Genomic DNA, 15,344 nt, shown 5'->3' with positions numbered 1-15,344 from the left:
GATCACTCCCTCCTCGAGGACAGGGCGTTGGCGATCTCCTCGAGCGAGGCGAGTGTCCGCGAGGCCTTCGGGTCGTCGGTGCTGGCCAGGTCGGCCACCAGGGTGGTCAGCCGTTCGGCGGCAGCCGCGTGCCGTCCGGCAGGGCCGGGCAGCGGGCCCGCCAGCGCCAGGGCCGCCGCGCACTGGCGCGCCAGCTCCGAGACCAGTTCCAGGCCGGAGGTCGTGCTGCGCGGGCCCAGCACCGGGTCGAGCACCTCCAGAACGCCGAAGACGGACCCGCCGGTGTCCAGCGGCGCGGCGATGATGGCTTTGGGTATCCGGCCGGTGGCGGCCGCGAAGTCCCGGTTGAACTGGGCGTGGTTGTCGAGGTCGTCGGCGATCACCGCCTCCCCGCTCTGGAAGACCCACCCGGCTATGCCGCTGTAGTCGGGGATGGTCCAGCCCACCAGGCTGTCCTCCCGCGGGTCGGAGATCGCCTCCAGGACGAGTGCCTCGCCCGCCGCGTCGTGCAGGAAGACCGACGAGGCGGGAGCGCTGAAGATCAGTCGGGCCAGCCGTACGGTCGAGCGCAACACCTCGTCGCGCCGGGACAACGGAGGGCCGCTGAGGGGGGCGTCATGCGCCGGATTCGTCATGGCCGGCTCCTTCGGCGGACGGGGTGGATGTGGCGGACGGGACGGGTACGGCGGATACGCCGGACCGGGCGGGTTCGACGGGCGGGTGCGGTACGGCGGAAGCGGTGACGGGGGTGGGGGCACGGGGCGGGTCGGACACGTCGGTGACGTTGTCCGAGAGGGAGGCGAGAACATGCTTGACCTCGCTCACCGGAAGACATGGATGCTTTCCGAGGATGCGGGCCACGAATCCGGTGACATGCGGGGTCGCGAAACTGTTCCCGGAGAGGAACGAACGGCCGCCGCCCACCCAGGGGACCTCGATGCCGACACCGGCCGCGAAGAACTCGACCGGGGGCTGCGGACTGACCTCGATGCGCTCCTCGTCGGCAATCTCGTGCGACCCGACGGAAATCACCGAGGGAAAGATCCAGGGATAGCTGCGGACCGGGCTGTTGTGCGCCGAGGCCACGATCGCCACCCGGTTGAAGTACGCCTCGTCCGCGATGTCGTGCAGTGAGGCCTTGAAGTCGCCCTTGCGTGAGGAGAGGCTCAGGTTGACGACATGGAAGCGCTTCGCCACCGCCCAGCGCAGGGCTGCCAGCAGCGCGTTGCCGTCGCCCGCGAGCCGCGGCCCCAGGATCCGTACGCTGGTCAGGCTCACGTCCGGTGCGATCCGCCGGATGATCGCGGCGCACGCGGTGCCGTGACCGGCGGCGTCGCCCTGGTCGTCCGCGACGATCCGGTGGCTCGGCCGGCCGTCGCCCGCGGGGTCCTGCTCGACGCGTTCCACCGCGTACGCCCCCTCCAGGGGGCCGATCTCGGGATGTTCCGGCGTGACTCCGCTGTCGATGACGCAGACCCGGATTCCCGCACCGCGCGACCCACCCCAGGCCCATTCCCGGTCCACCGCCGTGGAGGCCGCGAGGCAGGACCGGTCGACGAGTTCCCCGGCATTCATATGGGCGAATCGGATCGTTGCTCGACGAAACCCTGTGGTGGTCAATGGAGCCTTCCGGTCACTGGTGGCTCTCTCGGACGGCGTGATGCCGAACCGTCGGACTGCCGGACCGTCCCGCTGTCGAACAGCTGAGCGGCGCCCGCGGACCGATTCTGTACGAGGTTCCCGGCCCTCGGACATCCCAGTTGTCTGGGGTGCTTTCCAGCCGGTCCTGCCCCTGGCGGCACGGAAACTGACAGTTCTCTGCGTTGTCGGCCGGCTCGGGTGGGGAGAGGGGGGAGGAGGGGGCCGTGGGTTCGAGCAGCCGGCCTTGTAGGACTGCTGGAGAGCCGTGACGGCGAGGCCCGTCGTGACCATCGTGAGGATGCGCAGGGAGATGCTCACCGACCGGCGCCCGGTGTCCCAGGAGAGCAGGAAGCCCGCGGGCACGGCCAGGCCCGGTTACGGGCTTGGAATCCGCCCGTCCCGGCTTGGTCCGCGCCGTCGCCGGTGTCGAAGGGACTGAGTTCCGCGCCCTCGGCGAGGATCTACGCTCTGCTCGACCCCGGCCGCTTCCACGCCCGCGCCGGGCACCCCTATCAGCTCCGCACCACCTTCGCCTGGGCGGGCTTCGTTTCACCGTTCACCGGCAGACTCGCCGGCTACCGCGGGCTTGAACGCGTTCGTTCCCTGGAGAGCTTCCGTGACATGACGGTGTCGGCCGCGCCGGGAGCCCGCATCACCGCCACCGTCGACGACGCGGGGTATCCGGTGAGGGCCACGCTGTCCCACCGGGTCGGGGACATCGTGCTGCGCGACCTCAACACCGTGCGTTATCTCGACGGCGCCGGGTTCTATGTCATGGCGGTTCCGGGCATCGAGGAACCGCAGGTACCACCCGGACGGGTCCGGCCTGATCCTCTGAGCTGAGCTGAGCAGGGCGTCGGTGATGTCGCCGCGCCGGCGTTCGACCGCCAGTACGGCACGCTTCAACCGCCCGCCCGTCCCGGGCTGTCGCCTCAGAGCTCACCGCCCGGCCGGAGCATCTGGCTCGCGGCCAGCTCGCGATAGAGGGCACTGCCGGCAAGCAACTCCTCGTGGCGTCCGCCGGCGGCGGCGCGGCCGTCCTGCAGCACCACGATGTGGTCCGCGTGCTGCACGGTGGACAGACGGTGGGCGATGACCAGCAGGGCGCACTCCTGGGCGATGTCCTTCATGACGGTGGTGAGCGCCGATTCATTGATCGCGTCGAGGTGGGAGGTGGGCTCGTCCAGCAGGAGCAGCGCGGGGCGGGCCAGCAACGCCCGGGCGAGGGCGACGCGCTGCCGTTCGCCGCCGGACAGTGTGCTGCCGCGTTCGCCGATGACGGCGGACAGGCCGCCGGGCAGCCGGTCGACGACTTCTTCCAGTCTGGCCAGTTCGATGACGCGCCGGATATCCGCTTCGGTGGCGTCGGGCACGGCGTAGGCGATGTTGTCGTGCAGGGTGCCGTGGATGACGTGGGTGTTCTGGTCGACGACGGCGATGCCTCGGCGGCATGCCTCACGGGTGAGTCCGGTCGCGGGCCGCCCGTCGAAGAGCACGGCCCCCGCGTCGGGCTCGTAGAACCTCGCCACCAGGGCGAACACCGTGCTCTTGCCGGCTCCGGACCGGCCCACCAGTGCCACGTACCGCCGGTGCGGGACGGCGAATGAAACACCACACAGGACAGGCCGCCGCGGGTCGTAGGAGAAGTGGACGTCGTGCAGGGCGAGGGCGGGGTGCTCGCGGGTGAGAGGCGGCCCGGTCGGCAGCGGTGTGGGTGCGCGGTCCGCCGGGATCCGGGGTGCGGTGGGCTCGACAGCCAGGTGGAGCGCCTCGTCGATGCGCCGGTAGGCGCCCATCCCGCGTTGGACGAGGCCCACCGCGCGGAAGACGGAGGACAGCGGCAGGACGAGGTACGAGGCGTACAGCAGGAAGGCGACGAGGTCGCCGAGGGAGCCGGCGTGGCCGCTGACCCGCAGGCCGCCGACGACCAGCACGATGAGGAACGAGCCCTGGACGGCGAGTTCGACGGCGGAGCTCATGACGGCGGCGAGCTTCGCCGTGTGCACCCCCGCGCCGTAGGCCTCGTCGACGCGGACGCCGATGCCCGCCGCCTCGCGTTCTTCGGCGCGGTGCACACGGACCATAGGCAGGGAACCGAGGGCGCGTTCCAGGTCGGCGGCCATGGCACCGACCGAGTCCTGCATGTGCTCGGACGCGCATCTGATACCCGTGAGCAGTGAGGCGACGACCACGGCCGCCGCTGCCACGGTCACGGCGACCAGGAGCAGCAGCAGGAGGTCGAGCCACGCCATGAGGATGATCGCGCCGGCGGCGACGAGGCTTCCCGTCACCAGATCCACCAGGGCCTGTGACACGACCTCCCGGAGCAGGGTGGTGTCGGCCGTCACCCGGGAGATGAGGTCGCCGCCGCGGTGCCGGTCGTACTCCCTCATCTCCAGCCGGAGCAGCCGCCCCACCAGCCCGTGACGCAGTTGCCGTACGACACCTTCGCCCATCTGCTCCAGAATGAAGCGCCCTGTGGCCCCAGCCGCCGCCTCGACGAGGAACAGCGCGCCGAGGAGCACCAGCAGCGGCCAGACGACCTGGCCGCGGCCGGTCGCGTCCACGACGTCCTTGGCGACGAGTGGCTGGGCCAGTCCCAGCGCGGAGCCCACGAGGGTCAGTACGGTGGCGACGGCGATGGCGCTCCGGTGCCCGGCGGTGAGCCGATACATCGTGGCCACCGCCGCCCGGGTCGACGTGTCGCCCTCGCCGGCCTCGGCCCGGCCGCCGGGCGGGATCGTCGTGCCGGTCATCGGTCCGTCGGCCGTGGCAGCGGGCCGACGGCCACCAGCCGGGCGAAGTAGCCCTCCGGCACGCCCTCGCCGACGGGACGGCCCTCCGCCTCGATCCAGGCATGCGCGGTGAAGGGCGGGACGACGCGTACGCCGGTGCACCAGGTCGGCCAGGTTCCGCCGAGACGGCACATCAATGCCGCCCCCAGGGAGCGCGGCAGGCACCCCTTCGGTCCGGCGCAGCGCAGGCTGGCGGCGCACATGGCGTCGCGCGCGTCCTGGGCCTGTGCGGTGGAAGCGGGCGCGGCGCCGCGCCGCAGAACGCCGAGCACGGTGCGGATGCGGTGGGGCGGCAGCAGGGCGAGGGCGACGGCGGGGAGCAGGACGAGGCGGGCGGTCAGACGCCGGGACAGGGGCACGCCGCTGGGACGCTCCAGCGCGCTGGGCGTCGTCATGAGGCGAGCCCCGAGCCGCGCAGCTGTCGTACGAGCGCCTCGACGTCCCGCAGGGCCTGTGCCTGGTCGATGTCGAACTCCTGGACCAGGGCGGCGGCCGCGTCCGCCTCCTCGCCCCCGCCCAGCAGCGTCCGCACCACCAAGGTGGCCGTCGGGTTCAACTCCCAGTAGGTGCCGACTCGTTCGTCCAGCAGCACGGTGCCGTAGTCGGTCTCGGCCGTGGAGACCTTGTCGCCGAACCGCAGGGGCATGTGAGGACCTTTCTGACGTGTCTGACGTGTCTGACGGAGGATGCGGTCAGGGTTGCGGGATACGGGTACGGCCGCGGGCGCGTCCCCGCAGCCACACCTCGGCGGCGATCGTGGAGTAGAGGATGGCTTCGGTGAGCCCACGGGAGGCGGGCCGCAGGGCGAGGCGGCGGAGTTCGGCACCGTCCACCAGGCCCAGCTCCGCCAACCGTGAGTCCTCCCACAGGGCCAGCAGGTCGGCGCGGTGTTCGCGCAGTCCGTTGGCGGCGTCCATGGAGGCCGTGGCCTTGTTGCTCCGCCGCAGGCACTCCTCGGGCACGATCCCGCGCATGGCTGTGCTCAGGACGGGCTTGTACCGCCAGGGCGAGACGCGCTCGCCCGGATGCACGGCGAGACATGTCTCGATGACGCGGTCGTCGAGGAAGGGAGAGGCCATCGGCAGACCGGCGCGGGCCGCCATCCGGTCCCACTGCCGGATGACGCGGGTGCAGGAGCGGATCTGCTCGAGGTCCGAGTGCAGTCCACGGTCCGGATGCAGCGGCGAGGCCGTCGCCGCTGCATCGAGCAACGCCCGGCGGGCCATCCGTTCGGCCTCCGGAGTCACCCAGTCGAACAGACGCGGGCCCATGCCCCAGCCGAGACCAGTCGCGACGGGCGAGGGCGAGGGGCCACGCAGGTGGCCGGCAGCGTCGGCGAGCCACTTCCCGTACGGCCGTGCGTCGGCGAGAGCGCGGACCGTGCCGCCGAGCGGCCACTGCCACAGCGCCCGGAACCCACGCACCTGACGCAGGGAGAACAGCGGACGGGTACGCAGCAGCCGGTGGTAGTACGCCTCGGAGCACCATGCCACGTGGTCGCCGCCGATGCCGGTGAGGTGCAACCGGCTGCCGCGTGCGGCGAGGCCAGGCAGGTGGTGCAGGACCCGGGATCGGTCCATGACGCCGATGGTGGGCTCGTCGAGGAGGTCGTCGATGCCGAGCAGGTCCTCGTAGACCAGCGGCGAGGCGTCGGCGTCCCAGACGACGTGTTCGACGTCGGGGAGGTGCCCGATCGCCCGCTCCGCCCATTCCAGGTCGGTGTCCGCCGGATCGCGTCCCGGCCATGTACTGGCCACCACGCGGGCGGGGGAGCGGTCGGCCAGGAAGCAGACGGAGGTCGAGTCCAGGCCGCCGGACAGGTCGCAGCTCACCACGCCGCCCCGACGGGTACGCGCGTCGACGGCCTCCTCCAGTGCCTTCCGGATCAGCGGCGCCGATGCGGCGAGCGGCCGGACCGGCTCCGGCGGCGTCCACCACCGGGTGTGCCGTACGGTGCGCCCGTCCGCGGCGACCACCATGGCGTCCTGCGGAGGAACGGCGGTGATCCGACGCCACATCGATGTCTCGAACAGCGGATACGGGGCCGGCCACAGCAGCCTTACGGCCAGTTCCTCCACGTCGGGGTCGAGGCCCAGGACGGTGGCGAGCGTGTCGGCCCGGGTCGCGGCCACCCGCACGCCGTCGATCTCCGCGTGGAAGACGAGGCGCAGTCCGGAGGCGGTGCCCTGCACTCTGATCCGTCCGTCGAGGGCGCCGACGAGATGGAAGCTGCCGGGCAGGGAGCGGGCCAGTGTGTCGAGCTCCGCGAGATCACGCAGCCGTGCGGCCCGGCGCCGCAGTTCGTGGGCGTCGATCGGGCAGCAGCCGACCACGGCGACGGAAGCGCCGCCGGCGTGTGCCGCGAGGACCTGGTCGTGGTGCCAGTGGCCGATCAGCCAGGGCCGGCCCGACGCATGCGCGAGGATCCGGCTTCCGGGGTGGGCGAAGGAGCGGGCCACGGCGGCCGCGTCCGCACGGTCTGGGAAGACCGCGAAGTGCGCGTCGCCGGAGCCCGTCCCCGCACTGTCGTGCAGTTCAGTCATGACGTCGGGTCAAGGACCGCCGGTCGTCAGTTCTTGCTCAGGATCAGGCGGTCGTTGCCGGAGCGCCCCAGGAGCCCGGTCTCCTTCCGGAACGTGCCGAGCCGGACGAGCGTCGGTGCCTCGTAAGCCTTCTTCATGCCCACTCCTCACATGCAGGTCTCCGACCACTTCCCTTGTCGGACGGCCCAGGCTCGTCTGGAGCCCGGGCCGGGAAGCGGCCGCAGCACATAGCTAGCTGGGCAGCGTGAGGCCGGGGCAAGAGTGCCAAGGAAGGTCGGATAATGTGAAAAATCCGAATCACTCGGGTTGTGCACCCCTCTCGTCCCGACCGTTTCCAGTGCCGCATTCGCGTGCGATCCGGGTGTGCGCATGCTCAAAGAAACGTTTTGACCTGCTGCCCGGTAGCTGATTGCCGCACTTGTCGGACACACCTGCCGGTGGCCGCGGGCAGGCGCCGCCGGGCGCTCTCCCCGCCCCTGGGTGTGCTCCCCTCCTGTCACTTCACTCCGAGAAGCGCCCCGGACATTTCACCGGCGGCCATCCGCATGAGAAGCCCGCGAATCGGGCTCCGCTGCGAGCGGACCCGCGGTAGGCGCCTTCTCTGATCCGCCCGATGATCCAACGTCCGCCGAGCAGGTCCGTCCGACGAGTCCCACGTCGGGGGGACGCGACGGCAGGGCGAATGCGTGAACCGTGTCAGCGGACGACGTCGAAGACGTTCTTCTGCAGACCGTTGGCGTAGACCTCGTGCTCGACGAGCTTGAGCTTCTGGGTGTCCTTGTCCGTGGCGCTGAAGAGCCGCTTGCCCGCCCCGAGCAGAAGCGGGAAGACGAGCAGGTGATAACGGTCGATCAGGCCCGCGTCCGAAAGGGCCTGGTTCAGGGAGGCGCTGCCGTGGACGATGATCGGGCCGCCCTCGGTCTCCTTCAGCGCGGCAACGTCGTCGAGCGAGCGCAGGATCGTCGTCTCGCCCCAGTTCGACACCAGGTCGCCCTCGGCGAGGGTGGTGGAGACGACGTACTTCGGCATCACCTTGTAGTCGGCGAAGTCCTCCATGTCGGGCCACACCAGGCTGAACGCCTCGTAGCTGATCCGGCCCAGCAGCATCGCGGTGGCTTCCCTCTGCTCCCGGCCTTTGATCTCGTACGCCTCGGGGAGGAACTCGATGTCCTTGAAGGTCCACCCGGTGTTCCGGTAACCGGGCTCGCCGCCCGGGGCCTCCACGACGCCGTCGAGCGAGATGAAAGCGGTGCTGATCAGGGTACGCATCTCTGGTTCCTCGGTGTCTCGTGTCCGGTTCTCGGCGGATTCGGTCGGTGCACGCTTCGATCACACTCGCGGCTGCAGCGCACCAACCATGACTTACGACTGCGGATCACGCAGAAACTCATTGCCCGTCGCATGCCCCTCCGGGCGGCCTCGGCCATCTGGATCATCTAGGGCGTGTTTCGAAAGTCCCGCCTGCCCTGCGACGCCTGGCACGCACTCCCCCAAGCTCTGACGAGCAGGGGGTGCCCCCGGCTGTGTTGTCGGGATCGCCCACGTACGCCCAGTACGAGGGCGACCCTCCGCCTTGCGATCGCACGCACCAGACGCCGCAGGGCCCGCCCTTCGGGCGGCCGGCGCTACTTTCGAAACACGCCCTAGGGGGGCCACACATGTGCCCGACTGCGGGACCTAGCAACAGCGCAACAGCGACGAGCGGTGCATGATCCGCCTCAACCGATGACACGGCATCTTGATGTGGTCGGGCTCGGTGATCCAAACACCCGACCATCCTGCCGTGCCATCCACGGTCAGTGGTGTGAGACACGAGGCTTTCCCTGGCGGCGACAAGAGACGTTGCACGGTATTACCGTTCCCTATATGCAGATGTCGCAGTTCACCACCCGTGCCCGGCTGCTCGTGGACAGCCCGGCGCTCACCTACCGCCAGCGGGTCCAGGCGCTCGCCGGCCTGGCCGAGGAGGCGCTCGACGCGCCGAAGGTGTCGGCCGCCTGTGCCGAGGCGCTCGAGTCCGGGCTGATCTGCGATATGGCGGAGGGGCACGCGCCGTACCGCCCGCGCTATCTGCTGCCGGACTACCGCCGCGCCCTGACGCAGGGGTCGGAGTTCCTGCAGCTCGAGCCGCCGAGCGACCTGTTCGAGGCGGTCGCCTTCCTGCTGTCGATGTACTCGCAGGTGCCGTCGATCACCGGCTACCCCGTCTACCTGGGCGACGTCGACCGGCTGCTCGAGCCGTACGCGGCCGACGTCGACGACGAGACTCTCACGCGGCTGATGCGCCTCATGTGGGTGACGATCGACCGCTCGCTGCCGGACGCGTTCACGCACGCCAACCTCGGCCCGGACGACACGCGCGTCGGGCGCACGGTGCTCGCGCTGGAGCGCGAGCTGCTGCAGACGGTCCCCAACCTCACCCTGCGCGTCGACGTCGACCGCACACCGGACTCGCTGCTGCTCGACGCGGTCCGCACCGTCTTCGCCTGCGGCAAGCCGCACTTCGTCAACGACGCGATGATGCGCGACGACCTCGGCTCGGACTACGGCGTCGTCAGCTGCTACAACTCGCTCAAGGTCGGCGGTGGGTCGCACACACTCGTGCGGCTCAACCTCGCCGAGTCGGCACGCCGGCACCACGGTGACGTGGAGTCGTACCTGGCGGCGACGCTGCCCCAGCACGTCGCGCTCAACGCCGAGCTGATGGCGGCGCGCATCACGTCCCTGGTCGAGGAGGCGCGCTTCTTCGAGCACTCGTGGCTCGTCGACGAGGGCTTGCTGTCGCTCGACCGGTTCTCGGCGATGTTCGGCGTCTACGGTCTCGCGGAGTGCGTCAACTCTCTTGTCGCCGCCGCCGGCGGCAGTGGCACGTACGGGCACGACACCGACGCCACGGCCCTCGGGTGGAGCATCGTGGAGCGGGTCGCCGACCTCGTCGCCGGCTCGCCGCTCCCCTACTGCGAGGGCAACGACGGCGTCGCCTTCCTCCACTCGCAGTCGGGCATCGACTCCGACGTCGACGTCACGGCAGGATCGCGCATCCCGATCGGCACCGAGCCGCCGCTGCACGAGCACCTGCTCGCCGTCGCGCCGAACCACAAGTTCTTCACTTCCGGCGTGAGCGACATCCTGCACTTCGACGACACGGCCGTGCGCAACCCGCAAGCGGTGGTCGACGTGATCCGCGGCGCGATGGCGGTCGGCATGCGTGACGTCACGTTCAACCTCGACAGCAACGACTTCATCCGCATCACCGGCTACCTCGTGCGCAAGTCCGACCTGGCCAAACTCGAGGCCACGGGCGTCGCGCGGCACGGCAGCGACGTGCTCGCGGCAGGCTCGGTCGCCGGCTCGCACGTGACCCAGCGCGTGGTCAAGCGCGTCGTCAGCGCAGAGTCGTCGCCCGGCCTCGGTGTCTGACATGCCGGCTGTCCCGTCCGCCGCACCCGGCGCCGTCCCGACCGCGGCGCCGAGCGGACTGCTCGCCGACGTCGTCCGCTTCTCGTGGGTCGACGGGCCGGGCAACCGCTACGTGGTGTTCCTGCAGGGCTGCAACCTCGACTGTCTGGCCTGTCACAACCCGCACACCATCCCGCGTGCGACGCCGCGGGCGCGGGTCGTCACCGTCGAGGAGACCGTGGCCGACGTGCGCACCTACGCGCCGTTCCTGTCCGGCATCACCGTGTCCGGCGGGGAGTCGACCCTGCAGGCGCCGTTCGTCGCCGCACTGTTCGAGGCGCTGCGCGACGACGCGGCCACCTCGTCGCTCACCCGTCTCGTCGACAGCAACGGCTGCGCGTCCGACGACGACTGGGACCTCCTGCTGCCCCTGTCCGACGGCGTCATGCTCGACCTCAAGGCGCTCGACGTCGACGTCCACCGCGAGCTCACCGGCACGGACAACACACCGGTGCTCCGGTCGATGGACCGCATCGCCCGCGAGGACAAGCTCACCGAGGTCCGGCTGCTCGTGGTGCCCGGGCACAACGACAGCGAGGACCAGCTGCGGCGCACCGGCGACTACCTCGCGACGCACGCACCGGGAGTGCCGGTCAAGGTCATCGGCTTCCGCCCGCACGGCGTGCGCGCCGCCGCGCGCCACATCCCGGCACCGAGCGACGACCAGAGAGCCGAGTACGGACGCTGGGTCGCCGCCCGGGTCGGTGCCGAACTCGTCACAGTCGTCTGACCACTCGGCCACGCCGGTCCGGGCCGCCGCGAGGCGTCACGGGGCTGGCAACAGGGGCAGGCCATCGCGCAAGTCTCTCTGGCGAACTGGCAGTTCGACCGGAGAACCACGCGATGGCCTTGTCCGACCATGGGCACGGCACGCACGTGAAGGCCCGTCCCTGCCGGGGGCTGACGAGGACGGGGAAGCCTCGTTCGGTCGTGCCCGGCAGGGACGGGAGTCGGGTGGGTCAGCGAGGTGCAGAGCCTGGGTGGCCAGTGCGGATCACGTCTGCCGCCAGGCACGCCAAGGCCGGGACGGGCGCGAAGGGGGCGGCCACATCGGGCCCGCCCCTTCCGCTTGCCGGCGATCCGGTCAGGTCAGCGCGGTCACTTCGGTGTCCGTTCGTCCCGTTCCCTGGTCCGGGGCGGGCGGAGTGTCGGGGGCCTTTCCGTCGGCGAGCTTCTTCTCCGGGAGGAGCAGGGCCAGGACGAGGCCGACGGCGAACACGGGTGCGAGGTAGCGGAACACCGGTGTCAGGGCGTGCTGGTAGGCGAGGATCACCGCGTTCTGGAGCGCGTCCGGGAGGGAGTGGACCAGGGCGGGGGTGAGGGAGTGGGTGTCGCCGACCGTGCCGGCCGTGTCGGCGGGCAGGCGGGCGGCGAGCTGTTCGGTGAGACGGTGGGTGAACACCGAGCCGACGGCCGCGGTGCCGAGGGTGGCGCCGATCTCGCGGAAGAAGTTGTTCGCGGAGGTGGCGGTGCCTACGTCGGCGGCGGGGAAGTCGTTCTGCACGGCCAGGACGAGGGGCTGCATTGGCGAGGCCCAGTCCTGAGCCGAGCAGGAAGACGTAGACGCCGACCAGGACGAGGGAGGTCTCGGTGTCCAGGGTGGACATCAGCATCGCTGCGCCGGCGACCAGGAGGGTGCCGATGATCGGGAAGATCTTGTACCGGCCGGTGCTGCTCATCAGCCGTCCGGAGGGGATGGCCGTGGCCATGATGCCGACGACCATGGGGATGAGCAGCAATCCGGACTCGGTGGCGCTGACGCCGTAGACCATCTGCAGGTAGGTCGGCAGATAGCCGAGGACGGCGAACATGCCGATGCCGATGACGAGCAGGCCGGTCAGCGTGGCGGTGTTGAAGATACGGCTGCGGAACAGCCACAGCGGGATGATCGGCTCCTCGGCCCGGCGCTGGGAGAGGAAGAAGAGCACCCAGGCCAGCAGGCCGCCGCCGGCCATGCCGAGGATGACCGGGTCGGACCAGGCGTAGTCGGTGCCGCCCCATTCGGCGACGAGGACCGTGCAGGCGACGGCTGTCGCCATGAGGGCGAAGCCGAGATAGTCGAAGGTGACCCTGGCTGCCTTGCGCGGTAGGCGCAGGGCGAAGGTGCCGATGGCGAGGGCTACGGCGCCGACGGGCAGGTTGACCCAGAAGGCCCAGCGCCATCCGATGCTGTCGGTGAACCAGCCGCCCAGCAGCGGCCCGGCGACGGAGGAGAGACCGAAGACGGCGCCGATCGGGGCCATGTAATTGGCGCGCTGCCGGGGCGGCACGAGGTCCGCGATGATCGCCTGCGACGTGATCATCAGTCCGCCACCGCCCAAGCCCTGCACGGCCCGTCCGATGATCAGCATGGTCATGTTCTGTGCCGCTCCCGCGACGACGGAGCCGGCGAGGAAGACGCCGATGCCGCCGAGGAACAGGGCCTTGCGGCCGATCAGGTCGCCGAGGCGGCCGTAGACGGGCATGGCGATGGTGGCCGCGAGGATGTACGCGGTGGTCACCCAGGCCATGCGGTTGACGCCGTTCAGCTCGCCGACGACGGTCGGCAGCGCGGTGCTGACGATCGTCTGGTCGAGAGAGGACAGCAGCATCGCGGCCATGAGAGAGGCGAATATCAGGCCGAAGTGGCGGGGAATACCGGAAGGGTTCTCCTCCCCCGGTTCCATGGCGGGGGTCGAGTCGCTCAACGGGGGCTCCTTGCAGGGGTGATGAGGCGGGGGAGGCGTCACGAGGTCAGCAGGGTGCGCAGGAGTTCGGCGGACCGTTCTACGTACGGGACCGGGGAGTCCTCGCCGTCTCCGGGGTCTTCGTCGCCGGCCCAGCGCTCCAGGCCGGTGCGCACGGCGGTCAGGGCCAGTGCGGCGATCAGGGTCGGGATCTCGCCCGTGGACTCCTGCCCGAGGCGCCTGGCGACGGCCTCGGCGACCGACTGCTGGAAGCCGTCGAAGCGCGCCAGCATCACGGCGAGCAGCGGAGGATGGTCGCGCGTCAGCGCGAAGGTGGCGTGCATCTCCTCGCGGACGGGCGCGTTCTCGGCCAGGTTCCGGACGAGCAGCCGGGTCAGGTCCGTGAGCACCTCGCGGGGGTGTGCGTCGCCCAGCGCGGCGAACTCCTCGGCCAGCGCGGGCGGCAGTTCGGCCGGCGGCGCTGCCAGGACGGCCTCTTCCTTGCTGGGGAAGTAGTTGAAGAACGTGCGCGGCGAGACACCGGCCGCCGCGCTGATCATGTCGACAGTGACCTTGTCGAAGCCATGCTCCTGGGCCAGTCGCAGCGCGGCGACATGGATCTCTCGACGGGTCTGACGGCGTCGCCGGTCGCGCAGACCCTCACTCGCGGAAACCATGGAGCCGATTATTGCACTCTGTGCAAGTTTTGCGCATCCTGCAAAATTGGCGGACAGTGCACGTGGCCCGGGAGTGGGGCCTGAAGCCTCAGGCGTCCATCTCTCACGGGGCCTTCGCGGTGGTGCCGTCCAGTGGCATCCGGGGTGGTCGGTCATGTGACCGTGTCATCACGAATGTGGTCCAGGCTCTTGACGGCCACCGTCTGACTGCGTAGACATGTCTGCGTAGTCAGAGGGGACTACGAGGGGACGAGTCCTCCGTCGAGGGCTTGCGGCCGATCGGGAGACATCATGAAGCCATCGCAAGGACGGGCCGGCAGTTCCGGTGCGCCCCGGAGCGTGGATGTGGCACGGTTGGCCGGAGTCTCGCAGAAGACGGTGTCACGGGTCTTCAACGACGAGGCGTACGTCTCCGCCGAAGTGCGGCGGCGCGTTCTCGAAGCTGCTGAGGAACTCGGTTTCCGGCTGAATCACGCCGCTCGGGCGCTCGCCTCCGGACGCAGCCGTTCCATCGGTGTGGTGACGCTCGGAACGGCTCTCTACGGGCCCGCGTCACTGCTGATCGGCATCGAGCGGGCCGCCCGGAACACGGGGTACGCGCTCCACGTCGTCAACACCTTGGAAGGCGATCCGGGCGGCGTCGGCGGGGCCATCGACTCTCTCCTCAAGCAGGGAGTGGACGGCATCGTCATCTCCGAGCCGATCGATGAGGGAGACGAGGGAGACGAGGGAGGAGACGGCGGACCGGTCTCCATCGGCGTCGACGTGCCCATCCTCGTCCTCGGCTCGCCCGCGGCTTTCGCTGCCGCCCGCACCGTGGTCTCGGGGGTCGGCGCCGACCTGCTGGCCCGGGCAGCCACTGAGCATCTCCTGGATCTCGGGCATACGACGGTCCATCACCTCGCCGGCCCTCAGCGGTGGTACGCAGCGCGGGAACGCCTGGAGGCGTGGAGAGCCACACTCGCCGCTCACGGCAGGGACGTACCAGCGGTCGTCGAGGGCGACTGGTCGGCCGCGTCCGGCTACCGGGCGGGACATGAACTGGCTGAGGACGGTGCCGTCACCGCGGTCTTCGCGGCCAACGACGACATGGCGATCGGCCTGGTCCGAGCACTGACGGAGGCGGGACGACGGGTTCCGGACGACGTCAGTGTCGTCGGCTTCGACGACATTCCCGTCGCCGCCTATGTGACTCCTCCCTTGACCACCGTGCGCCAGCCGTTCGACGCCGTGGCGCAGGACGGGCTCATGCGTCTCGTGCACGCCATCGAGAATCCGGACGCCGATCTCCTGCCACGGAGCGACCCACCGGTCGACCTGGTCGTCCGCGCCTCGACAGCGCCGCCGCCGAGCCGGACGATCCCGGCTCCCGGGCGGCGTACCGCCTCCGGTGCCGAAGGCAGCTCCCATCGGCCGCTCTCGAACGGAGGCCCGGCCACGCACCACTGAACACCACCGATCCACCCGGGCCGCACCTTGCACAGCCGTGCGGGTGATCCCGAGCCGAGCCGCTGAGCGCGTCACGCCCACGCGCTGTCCCCGCAAAGCTTGTCCCGGGTGCCG

The 15,344-nt window shown here is 70.4% G+C and carries 14 protein-coding genes; 4 read left to right on the top strand and 10 right to left on the bottom strand.

Features of this window, described 5'->3' with window-relative positions; genetic code table 11:
• Positions 1 to 2: 2 nt before the first annotated feature.
• Positions 3 to 635, bottom strand: a complete 633-nt coding sequence (locus ACSYGN_RS02565) for a GAF domain-containing protein (protein WP_460391343.1) — start codon at positions 633 to 635, stop codon at positions 3 to 5.
• A complete protein-coding gene (locus ACSYGN_RS02560) occupies positions 616 to 1,575 on the bottom strand; it encodes a S8 family serine peptidase (protein ID WP_460391341.1) in 960 nt (319 codons plus the stop codon). The genes ACSYGN_RS02565 and ACSYGN_RS02560 overlap by 20 nt, the downstream gene beginning before the upstream one ends.
• A gap of 489 nt (positions 1,576 to 2,064) precedes the next feature.
• Here ACSYGN_RS02560 and ACSYGN_RS02555 point away from each other — a divergent pair, with 489 nt between their 5' ends.
• Positions 2,065 to 2,484, top strand: a complete 420-nt coding sequence (locus ACSYGN_RS02555; RefSeq protein ID WP_460391339.1) for a hypothetical protein — start codon at positions 2,065 to 2,067, stop codon at positions 2,482 to 2,484.
• Positions 2,485 to 2,573: 89 nt separating this feature from the next.
• Here the strand turns inward: ACSYGN_RS02555 and ACSYGN_RS02550 are convergent, their stop codons facing one another.
• The 6 genes from ACSYGN_RS02550 to ACSYGN_RS02525 form a co-directional block, all read right to left on the bottom strand.
• Positions 2,574 to 4,397 carry an ABC transporter ATP-binding protein gene (locus ACSYGN_RS02550; RefSeq protein WP_460391337.1) on the bottom strand — a complete coding sequence of 608 codons (1,824 nt, stop codon included), beginning with the start codon at positions 4,395 to 4,397 and terminating at the stop codon, positions 2,574 to 2,576.
• Positions 4,394 to 4,831, bottom strand: coding sequence for a lasso peptide biosynthesis B2 protein (locus ACSYGN_RS02545; protein WP_460391335.1), 438 nt, complete (start codon positions 4,829 to 4,831; stop codon positions 4,394 to 4,396). Before ACSYGN_RS02545 ends, ACSYGN_RS02550 begins: the two co-directional genes overlap by 4 nt.
• Positions 4,828 to 5,082, bottom strand: coding sequence for a lasso peptide biosynthesis PqqD family chaperone (locus ACSYGN_RS02540; protein WP_460391333.1), 255 nt, complete (start codon positions 5,080 to 5,082; stop codon positions 4,828 to 4,830). Before ACSYGN_RS02540 ends, ACSYGN_RS02545 begins: the two co-directional genes overlap by 4 nt.
• 46 nt (positions 5,083 to 5,128) lie before the next feature.
• A complete protein-coding gene (locus ACSYGN_RS02535; RefSeq protein WP_460391331.1) occupies positions 5,129 to 6,979 on the bottom strand; it encodes a lasso peptide isopeptide bond-forming cyclase in 1,851 nt (616 codons plus the stop codon).
• A gap of 26 nt (positions 6,980 to 7,005) precedes the next feature.
• Complete coding sequence (locus ACSYGN_RS02530) at positions 7,006 to 7,116, bottom strand: keywimysin-related RiPP (RefSeq protein ID WP_107102704.1); 111 nt, start codon at positions 7,114 to 7,116, stop codon at positions 7,006 to 7,008.
• Positions 7,117 to 7,675: 559 nt separating this feature from the next.
• Positions 7,676 to 8,248, bottom strand: coding sequence for a dihydrofolate reductase family protein (locus ACSYGN_RS02525; protein WP_460391329.1), 573 nt, complete (start codon positions 8,246 to 8,248; stop codon positions 7,676 to 7,678).
• 597 nt (positions 8,249 to 8,845) lie between these two features.
• Between ACSYGN_RS02525 and ACSYGN_RS02520 the strand changes: the two genes are divergently transcribed.
• Both ACSYGN_RS02520 and ACSYGN_RS02515 read left to right on the top strand, forming a co-directional pair.
• Entirely contained in the window at positions 8,846 to 10,399 is a 1,554-nt protein-coding gene (locus ACSYGN_RS02520) for a YjjI family glycine radical enzyme (protein ID WP_460391327.1), read from the top strand.
• A 1-nt stretch (position 10,400) separates the two neighbouring features.
• Entirely contained in the window at positions 10,401 to 11,168 is a 768-nt protein-coding gene (locus ACSYGN_RS02515; RefSeq protein ID WP_460391325.1) for a radical SAM protein, read from the top strand.
• 229 nt (positions 11,169 to 11,397) lie between these two features.
• Here ACSYGN_RS02515 and ACSYGN_RS02510 read toward each other — a convergent pair whose 3' ends face one another.
• Both ACSYGN_RS02510 and ACSYGN_RS02505 read right to left on the bottom strand, forming a co-directional pair.
• On the bottom strand, positions 11,398 to 13,125 hold the full coding sequence (locus tag ACSYGN_RS02510) for an MDR family MFS transporter (protein WP_460391323.1): 1,728 nt from the start codon (positions 13,123 to 13,125) through the stop codon (positions 11,398 to 11,400).
• 38 nt (positions 13,126 to 13,163) lie between these two features.
• Positions 13,164 to 13,781, bottom strand: coding sequence for a TetR family transcriptional regulator (locus ACSYGN_RS02505; RefSeq protein ID WP_460391321.1), 618 nt, complete (start codon positions 13,779 to 13,781; stop codon positions 13,164 to 13,166).
• A 291-nt stretch (positions 13,782 to 14,072) separates the two neighbouring features.
• On the opposite strand from ACSYGN_RS02505, the gene ACSYGN_RS02500 reads away from it, so the two are divergent.
• Complete coding sequence (locus ACSYGN_RS02500) at positions 14,073 to 15,230, top strand: LacI family DNA-binding transcriptional regulator (protein ID WP_460391319.1); 1,158 nt, start codon at positions 14,073 to 14,075, stop codon at positions 15,228 to 15,230.
• Positions 15,231 to 15,344 lie beyond the last annotated feature (114 nt).

The organism is Streptomyces sp. YIM S03343 (genome assembly GCF_054729195.1).
The sequence above is the reverse complement of the archived record's forward strand: the minus strand, read 5'-3'. Positions and strand labels throughout refer to the sequence as shown.